A 22,259-nucleotide genomic window follows, 5' to 3' on the forward strand; every position below is an offset into this window, starting at 1 on the left:
GTGAACCAAGACTTCTGGCCCTTCTGCCTCGCCCGTCTCGAACAGGAACTGCCCCAGCAGCAGTTCAATACCTGGATCAAGACGCTGCAGGCGGCGGAAAGCGACGCCGACGGGGCGGTGGCGCTGACGCTCACCGCGCCCAACCGCTTCGTGCTGCAGTGGGTGCGCGAGCGCTACATGCGCCGCATCGGCGAACTGGGCGAGGAGTTCCACGGCCAGCCGATCCAGCTCGAACTGCAGCTTCCGGTGGCGGGCGCCAAGTCTGCCCCGGTGGCGCCGGCGCGGGTACGCCCGGCGGGGGCCAATGGCGGCGCGGCGGCCAATTCGCCCATGGCGCCGCCGGTGAGCGAAGCCGCCCCGCCGCAGATCATCGTGCGGCCGTCGGAGCCGGAACCGGTTTCCGCCAACGAGCTGGCGTACGACAAGACCCGGCTCAATGCCGATTTCACGTTCGACACCCTGGTCACCGGCCGTGCCAACGACCTCGCCCGCGCCGCTGCCATGCAGGTGGCGCAGAACCCGGGCACGTCCTACAACCCGCTGTTCGTATACGGCGGCGTCGGCCTGGGCAAGACCCACCTGGTGCACGCCATCGGCAACGCGGTATACCGCCACAACCCGCGCATGGTGATCCGCTACGTTCACGTCGAGGACTACTACGCCGACGTCGTGCGCGCCTACCAGCAGAAGAGCTTCGACGCGTTCAAGCGCTACTACCGCTCGCTCGACATGCTGATCATCGACGACATCCAGTTCTTCAATAACAAGAACCGGACGCAGGAAGAGTTCTTCCACGCCTTCAACGCGCTCACCGAAGCCAAGAAGCAGATCGTCATCACCTGCGACACCTACCCGAAGGACATCCAGGGCCTGGAAGACCGGCTGATCTCGCGCTTCGACTGGGGCCTGACCGTGCAGATCGAGCCGCCGGAACTCGAAATGCGCGTCGCCATCCTGCAGAAGAAGGCCGAGGCGCTGCGCGTTTCCGTGGACGACGACGTTGCCTTCCTGATCGCCAAGAACCTGCGTTCCAACGTGCGCGAACTCGAAGGCGCGCTCAACAAGGTGGTCGCCTACGCCCGCTTCCACGGCCGCGGCATCTCGCTCGAAGTCGCCAAGGAAGCGTTGAAGGACCTGCTGCACGCCCACAACCGCCAGCTCTCCATCGAGCACATCCAGAAGACGGTCGCGGACTACTACAAGATCAAGGTCGCCGACATGCACTCCAAGAAGCGCACGCGCGTCATTGCGCGGCCGCGCCAGGTGGCGATGTGGCTGGCCAAGGAACTCACGCCGATGTCGCTGCCGGCCATCGGCGAAGCCTTCGGCGGCCGCGACCACACCACCGTGCTGCACGCCTGCCGCACCATCACCGAGCTGCGCCTCGGCGACCACCAGTTGAACCACGACGTCCATGTGCTAACCCAGGTGCTGCGGGGTTAAGCGCGAATGACGACGCGGATTTGCCAGACACCGACCAACCACTCCCTCAGCTGACGCCATGCTTCTGCTCAACACCACCCGCGACGCGCTCCTCGCCCCGCTGCAGTCGGTAGCCGGCATTGTCGAAAAGCGCCACACCCTGCCGATTCTCTCCAACGTGCTGATCGAGAAGCGCGGCGACCAGCTCACCTTGCTCGCCACCGACATCGAGATCCAGATCCGCACCACCACCGCCGGCCACATCGGCGGCGAGGATTCGTCGATCACGGTCGGCGCGCGCAAGCTGCAGGACATCCTGCGCGCACTGTCGGACAGCGTTGATATCGTGCTGACGCTCGAAGACAAGCGCCTCACCGTGAAGGCCGGCAAGAGCCGCTTCCAGCTGCAGACCCTGCCTGCCGCCGACTATCCGCGCATGAACCTGCCCGACGGCGACGCGGTGCGCTTCTCGGTGCCTCAGCGCGCCTTCAAGCGCCAGCTCGCGCAGGTCTCGTACTCGATGGCGCAGCAGGACATCCGCTACTACCTCAACGGCCTGCTGCTGATCGCCGACGGCTCCGAACTGCGCATGGTGGCCACCGACGGCCACCGCCTCGCCTACGCCGCGGGCGACCTCGCGGTGCCGGTGCAGGCGCGCACCGAAGCCATCCTGCCGCGCAAGACGGTGCTCGAGCTCGCCCGCCAGCTGGCCGACACCGACGATCCGCTGGAAATCATCCTCGCCGGCAACCAGGCGGTGTTCCGCTTCGGCTCGATCGAACTCGTCACCAAGCTGATCGACGGCAAGTTCCCCGACTACGAGCGCGTCATCCCGCAGAACCATCCGCGCATGGTCACCTTCGACCGCCAGCCGCTGCTCGCCTCGCTGCAACGCGCCGCCATCCTCACCAACGAGAAATTCCGCGGCGTGCGCATGGTGCTCGGCGAGGGCGCGCTCAAGATCATCAGCTCCAACACCGAGCAGGAAGAAGCGCAGGAAGAGCTGGAGATCGACTACCACGACACCCCGCTCGACATCGGCTTCAACGTCACCTACCTGCTCGACGTGCTCAACAACCTGTCGTCCGAGCAGGTGGAATGGCGCTTCAACGACGGCAACTCCAGCGCGCTCGTCACGCTGCCGGGCAACGACAAGTTCAAGTACGTCGTGATGCCGATGCGCATCTAGCCCCGCTCCTCCCCCTTCAAGGGGGAGGCCAGGAGGGGGATGGGGTCAGCCGCTGCGATCCACCGCCCCATCCCCACCTCGAAAAATGCAGTTGTAGTCTCGGCTACGCCTCGCCGCCACGCAGGTGTCGAGCAGTGCTCGCCGAAACCCCAGCTCCGCCCCCTTGAACGGGAAGGAGTTCCGTTCTTTTTGAATCACCCGAGATGACAATGTCCGAACCGCAAAACACGCCCGCCCCCTCCGGCAACGACTACGACGAATCCAGCATCCAGCAGCTCGAAGGCCTGGAAGCGGTGAGGAAGCGGCCGGGCATGTACATCGGCGACACCTCCGACGGCACCGGCCTGCACCACATGGTGTTCGAGGTCGTCGACAACGCCATCGACGAGGCGCTGGCCGGCCACTGCGACGACATCGTCATCACCATCCACGCCGACAACTCCATCTCCGTCACCGACAACGGCCGCGGCATCCCGGTCGGCGTCAAGATGGACGACAAGCACGAGCCCAAGCGCTCCGCGGCCGAAATCGTCATGTGCGTGCTGCACGCCGGCGGCAAGTTCAACCAGAACAGCTACAAGGTTTCGGGCGGCCTGCACGGCGTCGGCGTGTCCTGCGTCAACGCGCTGTCGAAGTGGCTGCGCCTCACCATCCGCCGCGACGGCAAGAAGCACTTCATGGAGTTCCACCGCGGCGCGCCGCAGGACCGCGTGATCGACGTGGTGGACGGCGTCGAAGTGAGCCCGCTGAAGGTGCTGGGCGAAACCAGCAAGCGTGGCACCGAGGTGCATTACCTCGCCGACGAGGAAATCTTCGGCACCGTCGAATACCACTACGAAATCCTCGCCAAGCGTCTGCGCGAACTGTCGTTCCTCAACAACGGCGTCAAGATCCGCCTGGTCGACCAGCGCACCGGCAAGGAAGAAGACTTCGCCTTCGCCGGCGGCGTGCGCGGCTTCGTCGAGTACATCAACCGCACCAAGGCGGTCCTGCATCCCAGCGTGTTCTACGCCGCCGGCACCACCCGCATCCCCACCGGCGCCGGCGAGGCCGAACTTTCGGTCGAAGTCGCCATGCAATGGAACGACTCCTACGCCGAACAGGTGCTCTGCTACACCAACAACATCCCGCAGGCCGACGGTGGCACCCACCTCACCGGCCTGCGCACCGCGATGACCCGCGTCATCAACAAGTACATCGAAGAAAACGAGATCGCCAAGAAGGCCAAGGTGGACATCACCGGCGACGACATGCGCGAAGGCCTCGCCTGCGTGCTGTCGGTGAAGATGCCGGACCCCAAGTTCGCCAGCCAGACCAAGATGAAGCTCGTCTCCAGCGAGGCGCGCCCGGCGGTGGAAGAAGTCGTCGCCGCCAAGCTCACCGACTTCCTGCTCGAAAACCCGATCGACGCCAAGACCATCTGCAACAAGATCGTCGAAGCCGCCCGCGCCCGCGACGCCGCCCGCAAGGCGCGCGAAATGACCCGCCGCAAGGGCGTGCTCGACGGCGTCGGCCTGCCCGGCAAGCTCGCCGACTGCCAGGAAAAAGACCCCGCGCTGTCCGAGCTCTACCTGGTCGAGGGTGACTCCGCAGGCGGCTCCGCCAAGCAGGGCCGCGACCGCAAGTTCCAGGCGATCCTGCCGCTCAAGGGCAAAATCCTCAACGTCGAGAAGGCCCGCTTCGACAAGCTGCTGCAGAGCCAGGAAATCGCCACCCTCATCACCGCGCTCGGCACCAGCATCGGCAAGGACGACTACAAGCCCGAAAAGCTGCGCTACCACCGCATCATCCTGATGACCGACGCCGACGTCGACGGCGCCCACATCCGCACCCTGCTGCTCACCTTCTTCTACCGTCAGATGCCGGAGCTGGTCGAGCGCGGCCACATCTACATCGCCCAGCCGCCGCTCTACAAGATCAAGCACGGCAAGACCGAGCTCTACATCAAGGACGACCACGAACTCAACGGCCACCTGCTCAAGCTCGCGCTCGACGGCGCCGTGCTGGTCCCGCGCGAAGGCGCCGACGCCATCACCGACGACGCGCTCGGCGGCCTCGCGCGCAGCTACCTGCTTGCCGAAGCGGTCATCAAGCGCCTGGCCAGCTACATCGACCCCGAAGTGCTGCAAGCCATGCTCGCGCACGACCTCGAGATCAGCCTGGACGACGAAGCCGCAGCCCGCGCATCGGCAGACCGCATCCAGCCCCACCTGCCGGAAGGCCTGCGCATCTACGCCGAATACCACGAAGAAACCGAAGCCTGGCGCCTCACCATCGAGCGCCTGCACCACGGCAACCTCAAGTTCGGCTGGGTCGAAACCGCCTTCCTCGTCTCTGGCGACTACCGCAGCATCCGCACCGCCGCCGCCTCCATCGCCGGCCTCATCGGCCCCGGCGCCGAAATCCGCCGCGGCGAAAAGCGCCAGACCGTCACCCGCTTCGCCGACGCCATCACCTGGCTGCTGGCCGAAGTGGAACGCGGCCTCAGCAAGCAGCGCTACAAAGGCCTCGGCGAGATGAACCCCGAGCAGCTGTGGGAAACCACCATGGACCCGGCGGTCCGCCGCCTGCTGCGGGTGCAGATCGACGACGCGATCGCCGCGGACGAAATCTTCACCACGCTGATGGGGGATAACGTGGAGCCGAGAAGGGCGTTCATCGAGAGCAATGCGCTGTATGCGCAGAACATCGACGTGTGATCGAATGTAGCGGCGACCATAAACTGGCAATTTGTTAGGCAAAAACTGGCAGACGAGCGAAAGGGCGGGCGAACCCGGCAGGGTTCCCCGCCCATTTTGCTTCCGAAATCAAAGACGCTAGCGCCTAGCGAGAGCTCTCTTAGCGGAGTTCTCTACCGGAATTTGGCTAATTGACCCATACAGGCCTAGAAGCCACCGCGCACACGACGTACCACGGCCCGCCCACTACCCTCGCTGAAATGGCCGCTAAGAACTACGAGCAGGCCGCCTTAGATGGATTCGTGACGCCGACCAGACACCCAATGTTCCACCTCACCGACAGCATGTCGGCCTATGCGGCCGTTGATGATTGGGCGATGCTACGGCTTCAATGCATCGGATTGCTGTCCCCGGCAGCACAGCTTTATGGAGTGCCAGCTTTACTGCGCGGTGAACGACGTAACCGCCCCATGACGAATAGCTGACGTGGATTGGTGCATTGCCCATTAATCTGTTTTTTCATTTGACTGATTCAACGGGTACTCCACGCGGGCAAACCTGTCAGCTCTCTCTCACTCCACTGCGCTAACCTTGATTTCGAAGGGGCGTTCGTAGAGCTCGATTTCCGCAGCGGCTGCTCGCCCTTCCAATATCATCGCTGGTGCATAGCGTTCTCGTAGGCAGAGATATTGTCGGTCTCAGCAGTCTCGGCCCGCCGCACCTCCAACTGTCCGATCTCTTCGACCCCTTGCGCAACCAGAAAGGTTGCAAGAGAGCGGGCGCTGAGTTGGGCTTGAGAGAACTTGAGCAGATCGTGATGACGGTACATCTGCGCCTCTACACGTAGTGGCAAAGTCATCACCTCGATCTGCCTCTGCAGCAGGCGCCTGCCCGGGTTAAAGTTCCCGCCTTTCGTTTTGTGGTCGTTGCGGTCTCAATGGCAATCAAGAAATCCGACCTCTACTCCTCCCTCTGGGCCTCCTGCGATGAACTGCGTGGCGGCATGGATGCCAGCCAGTACAAGGACTACGTCCTGTTCATGCTGTTCATCAAGTACATCAGCGACAAGTACGCCGACAGCAACGACTTCGCCCCGCCCGTGGTTATTCCCAAGGGGGCCAGCTTCAAAGACATGATCGCCCTCAAGGGCAAAAGCGACATCGGCGACAAGATCAACACTCAGATCATCCAGCCACTGATCGATGCCAATGCCCGGCTGGCCCGCAGCGACTTCCCGGACTTCAACGACCCTAACAAGCTGGGCGAAGGTCCGGCCATGGTGGAGCGGTTGTCCAACCTGGTCAGCATCTTCCAGAAGCCAGAGCTGGACTTCTCCCAGAATCGCGCCGAGCACGACGACATCCTCGGCGACGCCTACGAGTACCTGATGCGCCACTTCGCGCAGGATTCCGGCAAGAGCAAGGGCCAGTTCTACACGCCATCCGAAGTTAGTCGCGTCATCGCCAAGGTGATCGGCATCTCACCCGAAAACACTAAGGCCGCCACCACGGCCTACGATCCGACCTGCGGCTCGGGTTCGCTGCTCCTCAAGGTCGCCGCCGAAGCCGGCAACAAGATCACCCTGGAAGGACAGGAAAAGGACGTCACTACCGCCGGTCTGGCGCGGATGAACATGATCCTGCACGACTTCCCCACCGCCAACATCCTCTCCGGCAACACGCTGGCGGCGCCAAAATTCAAAGATGGCGAGGGATTGCGCAACTACGACTACGTGGTCGCCAATCCACCCTTTTCCGACAAGACCTGGAGCACCGGCCTTACCCCGGAAGACGACCTCTACCAGCGCTTCGGCTGGGGCGTACCGCCGGCAAAGCAGGGCGACTACGCCTATCTGCTGCACATCATCCGCAGCATGAAAGCCAACGGCAAAGCCGCCTGCATCCTGCCCCACGGCGTGCTGTTCCGCGGCAATGCCGAGGCGGTCATCCGCCAGCAGTTGGTGCGCTCCGGCATCCTCAAGGGCATCATCGGTCTGCCTGCCAACTTGTTCTACGGCACGGGCATCCCCGCCTGCATCCTGGTGCTGGACAAGGAAAACGCCGCCGCTCGCAAAGGCGTGTTCATGATCGACGCCGCCAAGGGCTACATCAAGGACGGCAATAAGAACCGCCTGCGTGAGCAGGACATCCACAAGATCGTCGATACCTTCACCCGGCAGATCGACAGCCCGCGTTACGCCCGCATGGTGCCCTTCGCCGAGATCGCCGACGCCAAGAACGACTTTAACCTCAACCTGCCGCGCTACATCGACAGCAGCGAGCCGGAAGACCTGCAGGACATCGACGCCCACCTCAACGGTGGCATCCCGGAGCGCGACATCGACGCCTTCGCCGCCGACTGGCTGCAGATGCCCGGCCTACGCACTGCGCTGTTTGAATCGGCCGGCCGCCCCGGCTACGCACGCCTCAAGCTGCCGGTGGGCGAGATCAAGGCTGCCATCCTCGGCCACGGCGAATTCATCGCCTTCACCAACAAGGCGAACACCCTGTTCAGCAAATGGCGCGAAGCAATTACCCCGCGCCTCACCGGCTTCGGCCAGAACGACCACCCCAAGGCCCTGATCGGCACTGTCTCCGAAACCCTGCTCGCCGCCTTCCAGGCCGCGCCCCTACTCGATCCCTACGACGTTTATCAGCACCTGATGGACTACTGGGCGGAAACGATGCAGGACGACGCCTACCTGATCGCCTCTGATGGTTGGGTAGCCAAGCCAACACGCATCGTCGAAACCGACAAGAAGGGCAAACAGAAGGACAAGGGCTGGGCCTGCGACCTGATCCCCAAGCCCTATCTCGTCGTCCGTTACTTCGCCAAGGAACAGGCTGCACTCGACGCCAAGCAGGCCGAACTGGAAGCCGTCGTCGGTCAGATTGCCGAACTGGAAGAGGAACACAGCGGCGAGGATGCCGCCTTCGCCGGTTTCGACAAGATCAACGCTGCCCAGGTGAAGGACCGCGTCAAGGAGATTGGCAACGATCCCGAGGCAAAGGACGAGCTGGCGGTGCTGAAGCAATGGCTCAGGTTAAGCGAAGAGGAGAGCAAGCTCAAGAAAGCCGTCAAGGAATTGGACGCCCAGCTCGATCAGCTGGCCCATGACCACTATGCCAAGCTGAGCGTGCCGGAGATCAAGACCCTGGTGGTGGACGACAAATGGCTGGCCCGGTTGGCCGCTGACCTGCAAGGTGAGCTCGACCGCGTCGGCCAGACCCTGACCGCCCGCATCCGCGAACTGGCCGAGCGCTACGCCACGCCGTTGCCGCAACTGGTGGATGAAGTGGCCCTGCTGTCGGCCAGGGTGGAGGAACACCTCAAGCTCATGGGGGCGGCATGGGAGTGAAATCGGGGTACAAGCAGACGGAAGTAGGCGTGATTCCGTCAGACTGGCATGTTAAGCGCCTTGGTGAAATTGGCGAGGCTCTGATCGGGCTCACCTACAAACCGACAGAGGTTCGGGATCATGGGACGCTTGTTCTACGATCGTCGAATATCCAGAACGATGCGCTTGCTTTTGATGACAATGTTTTTGTCCATGCGGACATTCCGGATCGCATCAAGGTGCGTCCAAACGATGTGCTTATCTGCGTCAGGAATGGCAGCCGTGATCTGATTGGAAAATCCGCGCTACTGGATGAGCGGACAAAAGGAATGACATTTGGGGCATTCATGGCGGTTTACCGCAGCCCCATTGGAAAACTTGCCAGCTACCTGTTCCAGTCACCAATTCTTAAGCGTCAAATCAGCGAACATCTCGGCGCGACAATCAACCAGATAACGAACAAAAGCCTCAATGCGTTTCTGGCTCCCGTACCTCCCTCAGGGGCGGAACAACGCGCCATCGCCACCGCCCTGTCAGATGTGGATGCGCTGATCGACGGCTTGACCCGGCTGATCGCCAAGAAGCGGGATCTCAAACAGGCCGCCATGCAGCAACTCCTTACCGGCCAAACCCGCCTGCCGGGATTTAGTGGGGAGTGGGAGGTGAAGCTACTAGGGGATATCGCCCACATCAAAACCGGAAGCCGTAACAACGAAGACAAAATCGAGGACGGGGCATATCCCTTCTATGTACGGTCGGCTACCGTAGAGCGTATCAATAGCTACTCGCATGACTGCGAAGCGGTCTTGGTGCCTGGCGAGGGTCAGATCGGCAACATTTTCCACTACATCAACGGGCGTTTCGACGTTCATCAACGTGTCTATGCGATAACGCAATTCGCGGATAGTGTCTCTGGACGGTACGTTCATCTCTACATGTCACAGCACTTTGGCACCTGGGCTATGCAGAACACGGTGAAGGCGACGGTCGACTCCCTTCGTTTACCGACGTTTCAGACTTTCGAGATACGTCTGCCACCAACATTGGAAGAACAAACCGTCATAGCCACCATCCTCGCCGACATGGACGCTGAACTGGCCGCCCTTGAAGCCCGCCTCACCAAAACCCGCGCCTTGAAGCAGGCTATGATGTCGGAATTGCTAACCGGGAAGACCCGACTACCAACCTGATAGGCCACCCATGCTTGAACAGCCGCGCTCCGAACGTAAAACCCAGAATCGCGTCATCGCGCTCTTTACGGATACTTCGCGCTCGGACTGCCTCGGCTACGACTACCTAGGCGAGTGGAACAAGCGGGAAAACAACCGCCCCATCGAAACCGAACTGCTGCGCGCCAACCTGCAACAGCGCGGTTACTCTGACGCCCACATCGCCGCCGCCCTGCAAAAGCTGCTGACGTCGGCCGACAGCACCGGCATCACCCTCTACCAGGCCAACCTGCGCACCTACCAGTTGCTGCGCTATGGCGTCGATGTGCAGGTGGCCGCCGGCCAGCCCCACGACAAGGTGCATCTGATCGACTGGGCCACCCCGGGTAACAACCACTTCGCCCTGGCCGAGGAGGTGACGCTCAAGGGCGGTTACCAGCGTCGGCCCGACATCGTGCTCTACATCAACGGTATCGCCATCGCGGTGCTGGAACTCAAGCGCAGCTCGGTAGAAGTAGCCGACGGGGTGCGCCAGCTGATCACCAATCAGGAAGACATCTTCAACAAGGGCTTCTTCAGCACGGTGCAGCTGGTGCTGGCGGGCAGCGACTCGCAAGGCTTGCGTTATGGCACCACCGGCACGCCGGAGCAGTTCTTTGTCGAATGGAAGGACGAAGCGCCCCCTGCTGCCGGGATCACGCTAGAAGCCGGAAGCCTGCTCGACCGCCCGCTGGTGCAGCTCTGTGACAAGACCCGGCTGCTCGACCTGATCCGTAACTTCATCATCTTCGACGCCGGCCAGAAGAAGGTGCCGCGCCAGCATCAGTTCCAGGGCGTCAAGGCGGCCCAGGAGCGCGTCGCCAAGCAGGAAGGCGGCGTGATCTGGCACACCCAGGGCAGCGGCAAGAGCATCCTGATGGTGTTGATTGCCAAGTGGCTGCTGGAACACGACCCGGAAGCCCGCATCCTGGTCATCACCGACCGGGACGAACTAGACAAGCAGATCGTCGGCGTCATGCGCAACGCCGGGGTTATCGGCGAGGATGCCGCTTCGCCGCGCATCACCTCCCGCGCCGAGCTGATCGAGAAGCTTGGCGCCACCACGCCGCGCCTGCTTTGCGCGCTGATCCACAAGTTCGACACCACGGACCTGAAGGGTGAGCCGCCCCGGGTCCATGGCCGTTTCTACATCTTCGTCGATGAATGTCACCGTACCCAGGGCGGCGACATGAATAAGCAGATGAAGCGCTGGCTGGAAGGGGCGATCTTCATCGGCTTCACCGGCACGCCACTGCTACGCAAAGACAAGCAGATGACGCGGGACGTGTTCGGCACCTACATCCACACCTACAAGTTCCATCAGGCGGTGGCCGACAAGGTGGTGCTGGACCTGAAGTACGAGGCCCGGGACGTGCCCCAGCGCCTCGGCTCCCGCAAGGCCATCGACCAATGGTTCGAGCAGAAGACGAAGAACCTCAACAACTTCCAGAAGTCCATTCTGCGCAAGCGCTGGGCGACGATGGAAGAACTGATGAGTGCAGAAGAGCGCAAGGCGCGCATCGTCGCCGACATCATCCAGGACTTTGCCTTGAAGCCCCGGCTCAACAACGACCGGGGCACGGCCATTCTGGTGGCGGCCAGCATCTACGACGCCTGCCATTACTACCGCATCTTTCAAACCAAGACCTTCGGCCAGTATTGTGGCCTCGTCACCTCCTTCGAGCCCAACCACAACGCCATTTCCCGCGAGCCGGCCAACAGCGACGAGCGTTACAAGTTCGATACCTACACCCAGCATGTGCTGGCCCAGGGCCAGACCACCAAGCAGTACGAGGACGAGGTCAAGCGCCGCTTCAAGGACGAGCCGGCCAACCTGAAGCTGCTGATCGTCGTCAGCAAGCTACTGACCGGTTTCGACGCGCCTAGCTGCACCTACATCTACCTGGACAACGAGCTGCGCGACCACAACCTGTTCCAGGCCATTTGCCGCACCAACCGGCTGGACGGCGACGACAAGGATTACGGTCACATCGTCGATTACAAGGAGCTTTTCGGGGACGTGCAGCAGGCCATCGCCGTATATAGCTCCGACGAGCTGGACATCGACGCCGGCAACGGTGGCGAGAACAACGTCCAGCTCAAGAACTGGCTGGTCGAAGGTAAGAACCAGCTGGACGATGCCCGGCAGGCGCTGCATTACCTGTGCGAGCCGGTACCGCACCCCCGAGAGGTGGAGCAGTACCTGCACTACTTCTGCGGCAATGCGGCCAACGCCAATGCGCTGAACGAAACCGAGCCGCTGCGGGTGTCGTTCTACAAAGCCGTGGCGCTGTTCACCCGGGCCTATGCCGATCTGGCCCAGAACCTGAGCGAAGCTGGTTATACCGACGCCAAGGCGGAGAAGCTGCAACGTGAAGTCGAGTTCTACGCCGAAATCCGCGCCGCCATCAAAAAGCATTCCGGCGAGGAACTGGACATCAAACCCTACGAGGCGGACATGCGCCACCTCATCAACACCTATATCCAGGCCGATGCCGCCGAAGAACTGGGTGAGCTGGGCGAGTTGTCGCTGACCGAGTTGATCATCGAAACCGGCATCCACGACGCCATCGCCCGCAAGCTCAACGAGAAGGGCAAGCTGACCAAGAACGCCATTGCTGAAGGCATCATCAACAACGTCCGCAAGACCATCATCCGCGACCAGCTGACCGACCCGAAGTTTTACGATCAAATGTCGAAGCTGCTGGACGACCTGATCAAGCAGAGTCGGGACGATGCGGCGGCCTATGAAGAATTCCTGAAGAAGGCCGAGGAACTGGTGCGCAAGCTAGCTTCGAAACAGCCCCAGGCTGGTATGCCTGCCGTGCTGCATGGCAACCGGGAGGCCACGGTGCTGTTCAACAATCTGGCCTCCATTCCTTGTGTGCAGTTCCAGTGTCCGACCGAGGATGACGACAAGGCCGAACTGGCCTTGCAGATTGACCGTGCCATTCGCGAGCAGGCGCCGGCCGGCTGGCAGGAAGATGCCGACGGCCCCCGTGGTGCCCAGGTGCTGAACGCGCTGTTCCCGCTGTTCAACCGGGACCGCGCCGCAACCAAGGCCATGTTCGAGATTGCCAAGAGCCAGCAGGGTTATCTGTGACGGAAAGCATCCAGCTGGGCGAACTGACGATCGAGGTCACCCGCAAGGCGGTCAAGAATGTGCATCTGTCGGTGCATCCGCCGGCCGGACATGTCACCCTTGTCGCGCCAACCAGCACCCGCCTGGAAGTGGCTCGCGCTTACGCCATCTCCAAACTGGGCTGGATTCGCGACCAGCAGGAAAAACTACAGGCCCAAGCCCGGGAAACGCCGCGCCAGTTCGTCGAGCGGGAGAGCCATTACCTATGGGGGCGGCGCTATCTGCTATCGGTTGTGGAGCAGGACGCCAAGCCGAGTGTGAAGCTGGATCACCGGCGCATCACGCTGACGATCCGCCCCGGCAGCAGTCCGGAAAAACGCGAGGAAGCCATGCACGACTGGCATCGTGCGCTACTGCACCGGACGATACCTGTGCTGATTCAGAAGTGGCAGCCGGTGCTAGGCGTCACGGTCAGCGCCTACTTCCTGCAGCGGATGAAGACCAAGTGGGGTGGCTGTAATCACCGGGCTGGCACGATCCGCTTGAATACAGAACTGGTCAAGAAGCCAAAGGACTTGCTGGAATACGTCGTGGTGCATGAGATGCTGCACCTGATCGAGCCGACTCATAGCCCGCGCTTCATTGACCTGTTGGACAGGCATTACCCGAACTGGAGGGAGGCGAGGATGGAGCTCAACGAGTTACCGCTGGCCGCTGAATCGTGGGCTTCACCCCTTGCGCTCCATCATCGTCAGTCAGCTTAACGCCTGGTCGCTTCAGCTCCATCACGGCCAGCGGCTCGCCATCCTTCTCAAGCAGAATATCCAGCCGAGCTTCGGCCGACATCTTCCCGAATCGATAATCAGGGTCTGTCGTCCGAATTTGAGGCTAAATTTGACCTGGTGCTTGATTGCGCTGTCGGGCAGTCATTGAAATGCGAGCTTGATTGCTGCACGGATGCGTGCTTCCAAATCGGCTTCCGTCTATTCGGTTGTGGCTCGTTTGCTCGACATATCGGTCCCATGCCTATGCAGCTTCTTCGTACATATTAGCCCCGCGAGTTCGATTCCATCCAGTGACAGGGAACAGTGTTGATTCGCGTGCGATCGCTCCAGTTCGTCAAGGTTGTCGAGCGCATGTCATAGTTTTATCAATTGTCGAATTTGGCGAACTGTTTGGGGGAGTTTGTATGAGTTTTGTCTGCGCTGATTGTATTGGCGAGCCATACCTGCAGCGCCTCGTCCAAGACGCGGCCACTTCCGAGATCCCTTGCGAATATTGCGATGGCGATGCGCCGGCGGTAGACCTTTGGATGGTGGCGGCCCTGTGCGATGAAGTTCTCGACACGTTCTTCGAGGAATCCAGTCACACCATGGCGATTGTCCATTTCGGTCGTACACCAGCCGGAAATGATCTGCATACGACGATCTCGACTCTGACTGGCCTGCCCCGGGCGGCAGTCGACATTGTCGTCGAGCATCTTGTCAGTCTCTGGTACGACGCTGGCTCAGGAGAGTCTCGCTATGGCGATGACGACCCTTGGTTCGTTCTCAAGTCGTCAATAGCCGAGCCACTCGATCACGCTTGGCGGGAGATGGAAGAAAGCTTGCGCTCTGACGTCCGCTACTTCAATCCCAAGGCGCTGGAACTGCTCGACACCATCTTCAGCGAACTGTCCAATGATCGCGACAAAGAAGGGCAGCCAGTCGTCATGGAGGCAGGCCCCGGCACGTCGTTGAAGACGTTCTATCGGGGGAGAGTGTTCCAAACCGAAGACTCTCTGGCCGCTGCGCTACGTTGGCCTGAGCGATATCTCGGCTCTCCCGTTGCCGGTATTGGCGCCCCTGGTCGAATGAACGGGCAAGGCCAACCGGTGTTTTACGGTGCCACAGCTCCCGGAATCTGCATCGCCGAGGTGCGCCCGCCTGTGGGCAGTCGCATTGTACTGGCGGCTTTCGAGGTGATTCGCCCACTGCGACTCTTAGACCTACGGCGACTTACGACCGTTGAGTTGCGACCAGACACTAGCTTATTTGACCCTGCAACACGCTCTGCAGCGCGACGACGAGACTTTCTTAGGACGTTGGGCGATCGGCTCTCTGCCCCTGTGGTTCCCGAACTACAAGATCGAGATTACCTCGTCACGCAAGCCATTGCTGACTATCTTGCGGCCCCCCGCACCTTGAATGTCGACGGCATCATCTACCCCTCCGCGCAAAGTCGCCGCCCCGAAGAGCCACCGGCCGGCGATAACGTCGTTTTGTTTCGCAAAGCCTGTGATGTGAGCGGTGCCGACGGCGGCGGAGCCAGTGCGGAGGTCGCTCTGTGGGAGTACGAGGAGGACGGTCCGGGTAGGTGGTTCCATCCTTTGATCTTGTTTGTGGACCGGGACTCACCGTGGCATGAAGATCGCTCGGTGCTTCCGTCGCTGTCTTTGCAGCGAAATTCTATTGTCATTCACCACATCTGCGCAGTCCGCTATGACAGCGAGCCTTACCCTGTAGAGGGCGTTACTTCGCTACGTGACCGGCACTATGGCTGACGGGAAGCGATGATGGAGCCGCTGGCTGAGCCGTCTTCCGCCCAATAGCTCGGAGAGGCAATATAGATCGGGAAGGCCAGTTCACCGGATGACAAAGCTATCGTTCGAGCATTTTCAAGGCTGATAGACAGATAAGCGAAGCACCGCCGCCCTATAGAGAACTCAGGCCATTATTAGCTTCAGCCTGCTTACTGCTGTTTCCGCAAATCATTATGTACAGCGCCGTTTCGCCTTGTCCGACGCCATTAAGTACCCCTACCGCTTCGTGGACCTGACACAGGGAGAGCGCTACTGCGCCTCAGCCCCCTCCGGCAGCTCCAAGAGCACTATCTCCGGCTCACGTCCGATCCACTCCCGCAGATATCGCCTGAGCTTCAACGCGATCTCCTCCTGATCGCTCGGCAAGACCAGCATCGCCCGCTGGTACTTCTGCTCGATCTGCGCAAGGCGGGCAAGATACCTTCCAACGTAGTGCGGCGCCATCGAACTGCTTGCGCCGATGATTTCGACGCCAATCAATAGTTCTCCCTGCCGCACCACCAGGTCAGGCTCAAAGCGGGCATTGGACCGAACCTCCCGGATCTCGTCGACTGGCCCAATGCCCAGCAGGTCGGGCTGCGCCATCAGCAGCTTGCGGGCCTCCGCGTCAAAACTCGCCACCCGACGCTTCGCCTCAAGGATGCGGGGGATGTCGCCGCTTCTGCGGTTCGCGAGCAGTTCGTCGATCACTTCACGCACCGCGCTCGCTTTGGTTTCACCTTTCAGAACCATCGGCGCCAGCTCGTCGGCTTTGACACGGTCGAGCCGGTGCAGCGTGCTCAACTGGCTTACAGCTACGAAGTTGGCAGTGATCTTCCGCTCAGCAACGGCCTCTGGGTATTGCAACACCAAGAAACGGTACGCACGTTCGTAGTCGCGCGCCCGATGCACGGGTAGTTGAGTCGCAGCCCGAATTCTTTCAGCCACAAGGTCGGCTGAGTCACCGGCTTTGCTGCCGTTCTGAGTGATTTCAGCCACGCGACGGCCTTGGCTGAACCACAACGGAACCGACTGATCGTCTGGATCCCGATCGATCGGACGTGCCATATGAGATACCTAAATAAATTTACAGCGTTAAAAAAACGCAAAAAAGAGGGCTTGTGGAAGCACAAATCCGATGCTAGATTTGTGACATCTTCCACATAACTATGAACAAGCACCCAAAAACACCTGCTGCAGCACCTCAAAACACCGTCCAGGGCGCCCGCCCACTCGGCCGCATCAGCGGCCGCCCGGCGATCTTCTTTTACAGCCGCAAAGCAGGCGGCACCTTGGCGCTGGAATCGGCCGGCGAACGGATCATTGCTCAGCTGGCTGAGCTGGATCCTCGCGTGAAAACAATTTCAGCACAACCCTTCTCACTCGACATCAACACGGGAAAAGTTTTCAAGACCCGTCGTGAGCTCGAAGCTGCCCGCAGAGGCCGCAAAGTCGTCGACGCACTGCGACGCGACTACACCCCGGACCTGCTCCTGGTCCTGCACGATCACACCCGAATCGTTGTTGAAGCCAAGGATCCCCGTCACCTCCTGACGGATCCGCTCGATCAGGCCAAGCACGAGCGCGCCAAGCGCATCCTTGCGATGCGAGGCGATCGCCTGCTCCTGATCCCCCTTCAATACGACGAAAGCACCCCGCTGATTCATAACGCGGAACTGCTCATCCGCTCCCTATTCCAGTCGGTCGATCCGACCGTGATCAGCCAGCTCAGCGAAAGAATCGAAGCCGTCCTTGGCGACGCCTCGATGCGCCTGGGCGACCTCATGCGTGCGCTTGGCCTGACCTTGCGCGATGCACCCCAACTGATCACGCACGGCGCGATTAGCGCCGACTTGTCTCGAATCGTCCTGAACGCAGACGCACCCGTCTGTTCAGCACGAGGCTCACTGAGCCATCTCGAACTACTTGACCTGGGGGAGGAAAAATCATGAGCAGATTCACGCAGCGGGAAGAACGGCTTCAAGCCGGTGACCGGGAGTTCGTCGTCCGGTCGATTGACCCCATCAACAAGTCGGTCGAGTTGCTCGACCCAAGCACCGGTGACGTAAACAAGATGACCCTCGCGGCAATGCGCCGACAGCTGTCCGACGGCCAACTGCGTAGGGTCACCGTGTGTCCGTTATCGGGCACTGTGCGCGAGCTTGAACAAAGCGCGAAGGCGCGCCAGACCTACCTGTTCAACCAGACTCGGGTGCAACGGATTGAGCACTTCATGCGAGACGGCGACACAAAAGCGGAGGCAATCCGAAGGATGTGCGCCGAACCACTCACGCTGAACGACGGAGTCATCGTCTCACCGATTTCCATTCGCCAGGCGTATCGCCTGATGGATGCCGCAAGGACCTCACCTCAAGAACTTCTGCCGGCCTACGTGGGGCGAGGAAACCGTACCGCTCGCTATCCCGACGAAGTGGAGAGGCTCGTCCGAGACCTCATCGAAGAGGAATACGCCAAAGTGCACTCGCGCATCACCTTGCGCAAGCTCGCGGATTTCGCGACAACATTTGCCAAAGAACGGGAACTGATCGCAGAGCATCGTCGTGTCAGCCGAGCTTACGTCAGAGATATCCTTGTGACCCACTACCATGGGGATATCAGCCATAGACGCCTTGATCCCCGAGTCGCGCGGGCTGCAAAACATGTTGCCCAACAGCGGATTCACGTCGATGCCGCGCTGCAACGCGTAGAGCAAGACACGCTTGTTCTGCCGCTCATCATCAAGACAGCTGACGGCAACGTCCACCAACCCCACTTGATGGTTTGCATGTGCTGCGGCACGGCCATGCCCTTGGGCTGGTTGCTCTCGCTCACCCCGGTCACCGAAGAAGACACGTTCCAGTGCCTGGACATCAGCCTGCGCTCGAAAGCCGAACGCTTCGAGCAACTCGGCATCGACTGCGACATCGACCCATTCGGCCTCTTCGCAAACCTGTACCTGGATAACGGCCCCGAAAACAAAGGCAAACGCATTACCCAGATCGCAACCGTCGGAATCAGCATCACTCGCGTTGCCGGACACTCGGGACATCGCAAGCCGTTCATCGAGCGGCTCTTCAAGAGCCTGAAGCTAGCACTCGAAAGCCTTTCGGGTTTCACACGTTTCGACGAAAAAGATGGGACGCGTGTGGCCGAGGCGGAAAAAGAGGCGCTGATGACCTTCGAGCAGGCTGAGCAATGGCTCGTGCGTTGGCTCTATGAAGTTTGGCCCCATACGCCGCTCGACCGCTTCGTCACGGCCGACTACGACATCGAAAAAGCACCTGGTATCACGCCGGCCGCCCGCTGGAAGCACTATGAGCAGCACTCGATCCTGCCGTCACCGCCGGACCGGACACAGTGGGTAAGACTACGGTACGTCACTAGCGTTCGAAGCATGAGTCCGAAGACGGGGGTGCCGATTGAAGGCTTTCGATTCCGAGGCGACAATCTGCGCCATCTCATCGCCCAGTATGGACCGGACTCGAAGGTCACCGTTTATTACAACCCGTCCGACTACCGTTTCGCATATGTCGCCGACAAGAAAACGGGCGAACTGCTGCAACTGGTCAACGCCGAAGTCCGTGCCTCCACGCCTGCCTTCTCGTTCAGTGAAGCTAAGAAGCGGCGCGCACACGTCCGTGCCAGCAATCCACCGATGCCCGAGAGCGTGGCGGCCTTCAACAGCGATCTCGCCAAAGCTTCAGTCTCAGACGCCAGCCACAAGCGGGGGATTCGGCAACGCCAGCACGCCATTCGCGAGTCTGCCAAACTTGACAAGGCGCTGCAGAAGAGCCGCACAAATCCGCTGCCGGCGGACGCCGACACCGATCGTCTGCCTACGTTGATGGACGACTGCTTCATCACGGAAGACGCCATTCCTGCATTCGAGGTCGAGGCGAAGCCAACGCAACCCAATGCCGGTAACGCGCGATGAGTGTTTCTCTCAAGCTACGCGGCGCGCTCGATCACACGATCGTGCAACATCCGGCATTCAAAACTGTCCTGCAGCGGCTCGATGAACTGATTCTGGATCATCGAGCTGGGGCAGGGCCGAGCATGGAGATGCTGGTCGGCCCGTCACGGATCGGCAAGACAGAGATCCTGGCGCGCCTGGCGGGCACCTATCCTGAGCGTCGCGAAAACGGCCGGCTGATCAAGCCGGTCCTTTTCGTGGCGATTCCCTCAGGTACGTCCCCCAAGGACCTCCCGCTGAGCGTGATGCAGGCGCTCGGCGTACCGCTCCCTCGGGGACGCATTCGCACGAACGCCCTCCTCCAGATGATGCTCGACAAGCTCCAACTCGCACAGACGATGGTGATCCTCTTTGACGAGGCATCCCATCTCGTCGACGTCGGCAGCCGCATTCCCCCCCGCCAAGCCTCCGACTGGTTCAAGGCCCTCTTCGATAGTGCCCGCACATCGATCGTGCTCTCGGGGGTGCCGCGACTCCAACGCCTGCTCGGCAGCAATGAACAACTGCAGGGCCGCTGCCAGCGACCGCTCGAACTCATGCCCTACCGCTGGGATCGCCAAGAAGAACGCCTGGCATTTGCCGGCTGCACGCAGTTCTTCCTGAAGCAGTTCGCTGACAACGCCTGCCCGATTGACCTACCGTCTTGGAACAAAGACACCCTGACACGGCATCTGTACGCGCTCAGTGCGGGCAACATCGGCCTCCTGACCCTCTTCTTCAAGACGCTGGCACGCCACACCCGGACCGCCGGCCCCATCGGACTCAATGCACTTCAAACGGCAAGCACTCACATCAATCTACCCGCCAATTCGCTACTGGTGCCCTTCAGGCATGAGGAGATGCCCGATGAACATCTGCTTCAACTGCTGACGGCCGAACTCGCTACCTATGATATCGAGTTGCCGATCGAATCGCCTGCCATGGAGCTGGCGGCCCACCGGCATGCGATCGGAGCGGTGCCCGTATGACCGCGCTCCTGCATATCTTCCCACCGGAGGGCGCGGAAGGACCGATCGAATACCTTCGCCGCCTCTCCTTTCATAATGGCTACAGCGACTGGCGCAGTCTCGTCCGGGCGACAGGTCTGAACCCCAGTCTCAACGCCCTGTGGAAAAATCAGCCCGCCTTGTCCGACACGCTTGGCCTTGACCCCGAATGGCTGAGAACCGTCATGCCCGCTGCACTGGCGGGTACCGGCCTGCATGACCCGTATTTTCGGCGCACATCGGTCGATGCGATCTGTCCCGCCTGCCTTGCCGAGGGCAATCACCTACATCACGCCTGGTCCCACAGTCTTGTGAGCGCCTGCCCGATCCACGGCACCACCTTATTGGACGCGTGCCCCTGTTGCGGGACCCCCTTGGCACCGGATCGGTTTGACCCGGCGACATGCGAATGCGGCTACGACCTGCGCGAAGCCACCGCAGAAGTCGCCGGCCCATTCGAAATCTGGGTCAGCGCACGGCTTGCGGGTGATATGCGTCCGGTCGAGAGCCTTCCCGAAATCGGGACCCCAGAGGATTACGCGACCCTTGGAAAGCTTCTCTTCTCACTGGCCGTGCGCCTTGATCCGACCGCGAAGGTGAAACCTGCCAAGGCATCCCGCCCTCACGATGTTGCCCAAACACGTACGCTGCTCGACTCGATCCGCCCCCTCTTCTCATGCTGGCCGGAAGGGTTCAATGCGCACGTTCGCGAGCGGCTGGCCGCTGGCAATCAAACCCAGTTCAGCCCCTCGGGACGACTCGGCCCGTGGTACGGCGCACTGCACGGCATGTCCCGCAAAGCGCATGCCTTCGCGCCACTGTGGACGGCATTTTCCGATGCCATGCTTGAACACTTCGATGGCAACCTTCGTGGCCAGAAGGTACTGACCCCGTCACCGGATCGCGAGCGTCGCTTCGTACCCCTCGCAACGGCGGCGCAGCTGCTCGAGGTCGGCGCGTCCAAGCTCAGTGCCGCGCTTCAGGCCGGCATCGTGAGCGGGCACTTCAGCCGTCAGGGCACGGCCTACACGATGGCGCTAATGGATCGTGCGGAAGTCGAGCGCATCCAGATAGCACGTGCTCGCTGGATTTATGCAGACGCCGCCGCCAGTATGGCCGGCGTACCCCTGTCGGTGATCACTCACCTCACAAAGGCGGGCGTCCTCGTGAGCGACGAGCGCTGGGCACTGGACATCTCGAAAGGGGGGCCGATCGAGAAGGCGAGTCTCGATGCACTGCTCGAACGACTCACATCTCACCTGGTGCCACGAGACGTTCCGGATACATTGCGCTTCGGCCAGCTCGTCGGTCGCCGCACCACGGATATCAAAGGCCTCCACCAGCTCTACCGCGCAATCTCATCCGGCGAGGTTCGCCCGGTCCGTCTATCGTCGGACGCCTTTGGGCTTGATGGCTTCAGCTTCTCGACTGACGACGTACGGCGCTACCTGGGCTCGGTTGGCCTCGCCGAGGGCATGACGCTGACCCAGCTCGAAAAGGTCACAAGCTGGAAGTACGAGGCCATCTCTCACTGGGCCGATATCGGGCTGCTGCGAACAATCAATGTGACGCTGCACGGACGTGCAGCCCGGCTTGTCTCCCATGCCGCGCTCGCCGAGTTCCGGAACGACTGGATCCCCATTGCGGACCTCGCGCGCGCCATGGGCTCGAAATCGTCCGCTCTCACAAAAAAGGCCCAAGAGCGCGGCCTGATCATTTACGGGCAGCGCGAACTGCAGGGTGGGGCGAAACGGGGAGGGCTGCTGCGCCTGGCCGACCTTGCGACTTTCGTATTCGCGTAGTTAAACCGGGGTACGAACAATC

General features: G+C 61.1%; 14 protein-coding genes. 12 read left to right on the forward strand and 2 right to left on the reverse strand.

The genetic code is table 11. The annotated features are described in order from the left end of the window. The 3 genes from dnaA to gyrB all read left to right on the forward strand — a co-directional run bounded on the left by dnaA (position 1) and on the right by gyrB (position 5,310). On the forward strand, positions 1-1,443 hold the full coding sequence (gene dnaA / locus dqs_RS00005; RefSeq protein ID WP_011763738.1) for a chromosomal replication initiator protein DnaA: 1,443 nt from the start codon (positions 1-3) through the stop codon (positions 1,441-1,443). Between the two features lie 58 nt (positions 1,444-1,501). Further along, on the forward strand, positions 1,502-2,611 hold the full coding sequence (gene dnaN / locus dqs_RS00010; RefSeq protein WP_011763739.1) for a DNA polymerase III subunit beta: 1,110 nt from the start codon (positions 1,502-1,504) through the stop codon (positions 2,609-2,611). Positions 2,612-2,820: 209 nt separating this feature from the next. Beyond that, positions 2,821-5,310, forward strand: a complete 2,490-nt coding sequence (gyrB, locus tag dqs_RS00015) for a DNA topoisomerase (ATP-hydrolyzing) subunit B (RefSeq protein WP_011763740.1) — start codon at positions 2,821-2,823, stop codon at positions 5,308-5,310. 631 nt (positions 5,311-5,941) lie between these two features. On the opposite strand, the gene dqs_RS00020 is transcribed toward gyrB, so the two are convergent. Then, positions 5,942-6,118 carry a hypothetical protein gene (locus dqs_RS00020; RefSeq protein ID WP_157108115.1) on the reverse strand — a complete coding sequence of 59 codons (177 nt, stop codon included), beginning with the start codon at positions 6,116-6,118 and terminating at the stop codon, positions 5,942-5,944. Positions 6,119-6,226: 108 nt separating this feature from the next. Between dqs_RS00020 and dqs_RS00025 the strand changes: the two genes are divergently transcribed. The 5 genes from dqs_RS00025 (at position 6,227) to dqs_RS20360 (ending at position 15,458) form a co-directional block, all read left to right on the forward strand. Beyond that, positions 6,227-8,647: a type I restriction-modification system subunit M gene (locus dqs_RS00025; RefSeq protein WP_065339293.1), complete on the forward strand. Its 2,421-nt coding sequence runs from the start codon at positions 6,227-6,229 to the stop codon at positions 8,645-8,647. A gap of 29 nt (positions 8,648-8,676) precedes the next feature. Further along, positions 8,677-9,816: a restriction endonuclease subunit S gene (locus dqs_RS00030; RefSeq protein ID WP_169823499.1), complete on the forward strand. Its 1,140-nt coding sequence runs from the start codon at positions 8,677-8,679 to the stop codon at positions 9,814-9,816. A 10-nt stretch (positions 9,817-9,826) separates the two neighbouring features. Then, on the forward strand, positions 9,827-12,937 hold the full coding sequence (locus dqs_RS00035; RefSeq protein ID WP_065339295.1) for a type I restriction endonuclease subunit R: 3,111 nt from the start codon (positions 9,827-9,829) through the stop codon (positions 12,935-12,937). After that, positions 12,934-13,680 (forward strand): M48 family metallopeptidase, encoded by a 747-nt coding sequence (locus dqs_RS00040; RefSeq protein ID WP_065339296.1) that lies wholly within the window; start codon positions 12,934-12,936, stop codon positions 13,678-13,680. Before dqs_RS00035 ends, dqs_RS00040 begins: the two co-directional genes overlap by 4 nt. Before the next feature lie 425 nt (positions 13,681-14,105). After that, positions 14,106-15,458 (forward strand): RES family NAD+ phosphorylase, encoded by a 1,353-nt coding sequence (locus tag dqs_RS20360; protein ID WP_084018099.1) that lies wholly within the window; start codon positions 14,106-14,108, stop codon positions 15,456-15,458. A 288-nt stretch (positions 15,459-15,746) separates the two neighbouring features. On the opposite strand, the gene dqs_RS00055 is transcribed toward dqs_RS20360, so the two are convergent. Continuing rightward, complete coding sequence (locus dqs_RS00055) at positions 15,747-16,544, reverse strand: hypothetical protein (RefSeq protein WP_157108116.1); 798 nt, start codon at positions 16,542-16,544, stop codon at positions 15,747-15,749. Positions 16,545-16,645: 101 nt separating this feature from the next. Here dqs_RS00055 and dqs_RS20605 point away from each other — a divergent pair, with 101 nt between their 5' ends. The 4 genes from dqs_RS20605 to dqs_RS20365 are packed head-to-tail and all read left to right on the forward strand — an operon-like array spanning position 16,646 to position 22,237. Then, positions 16,646-17,428 carry a hypothetical protein gene (locus dqs_RS20605; protein ID WP_157108117.1) on the forward strand — a complete coding sequence of 261 codons (783 nt, stop codon included), beginning with the start codon at positions 16,646-16,648 and terminating at the stop codon, positions 17,426-17,428. Beyond that, positions 17,425-19,410, forward strand: a complete 1,986-nt coding sequence (locus tag dqs_RS00065) for a hypothetical protein (RefSeq protein WP_065339301.1) — start codon at positions 17,425-17,427, stop codon at positions 19,408-19,410. Before dqs_RS20605 ends, dqs_RS00065 begins: the two co-directional genes overlap by 4 nt. After that, a complete protein-coding gene (locus dqs_RS00070) occupies positions 19,407-20,417 on the forward strand; it encodes a TniB family NTP-binding protein (RefSeq protein ID WP_084018101.1) in 1,011 nt (336 codons plus the stop codon). The genes dqs_RS00065 and dqs_RS00070 overlap by 4 nt, the downstream gene beginning before the upstream one ends. Then, complete coding sequence (locus tag dqs_RS20365) at positions 20,414-22,237, forward strand: TniQ family protein (RefSeq protein ID WP_084018103.1); 1,824 nt, start codon at positions 20,414-20,416, stop codon at positions 22,235-22,237. The genes dqs_RS00070 and dqs_RS20365 overlap by 4 nt, the downstream gene beginning before the upstream one ends. The last annotated feature ends 22 nt before the right edge of the window (positions 22,238-22,259 follow it).

Source organism: Azoarcus olearius, from assembly GCF_001682385.1.
Classification (GTDB): Bacteria; Pseudomonadota; Gammaproteobacteria; order Burkholderiales; family Rhodocyclaceae; genus Azoarcus; species Azoarcus olearius.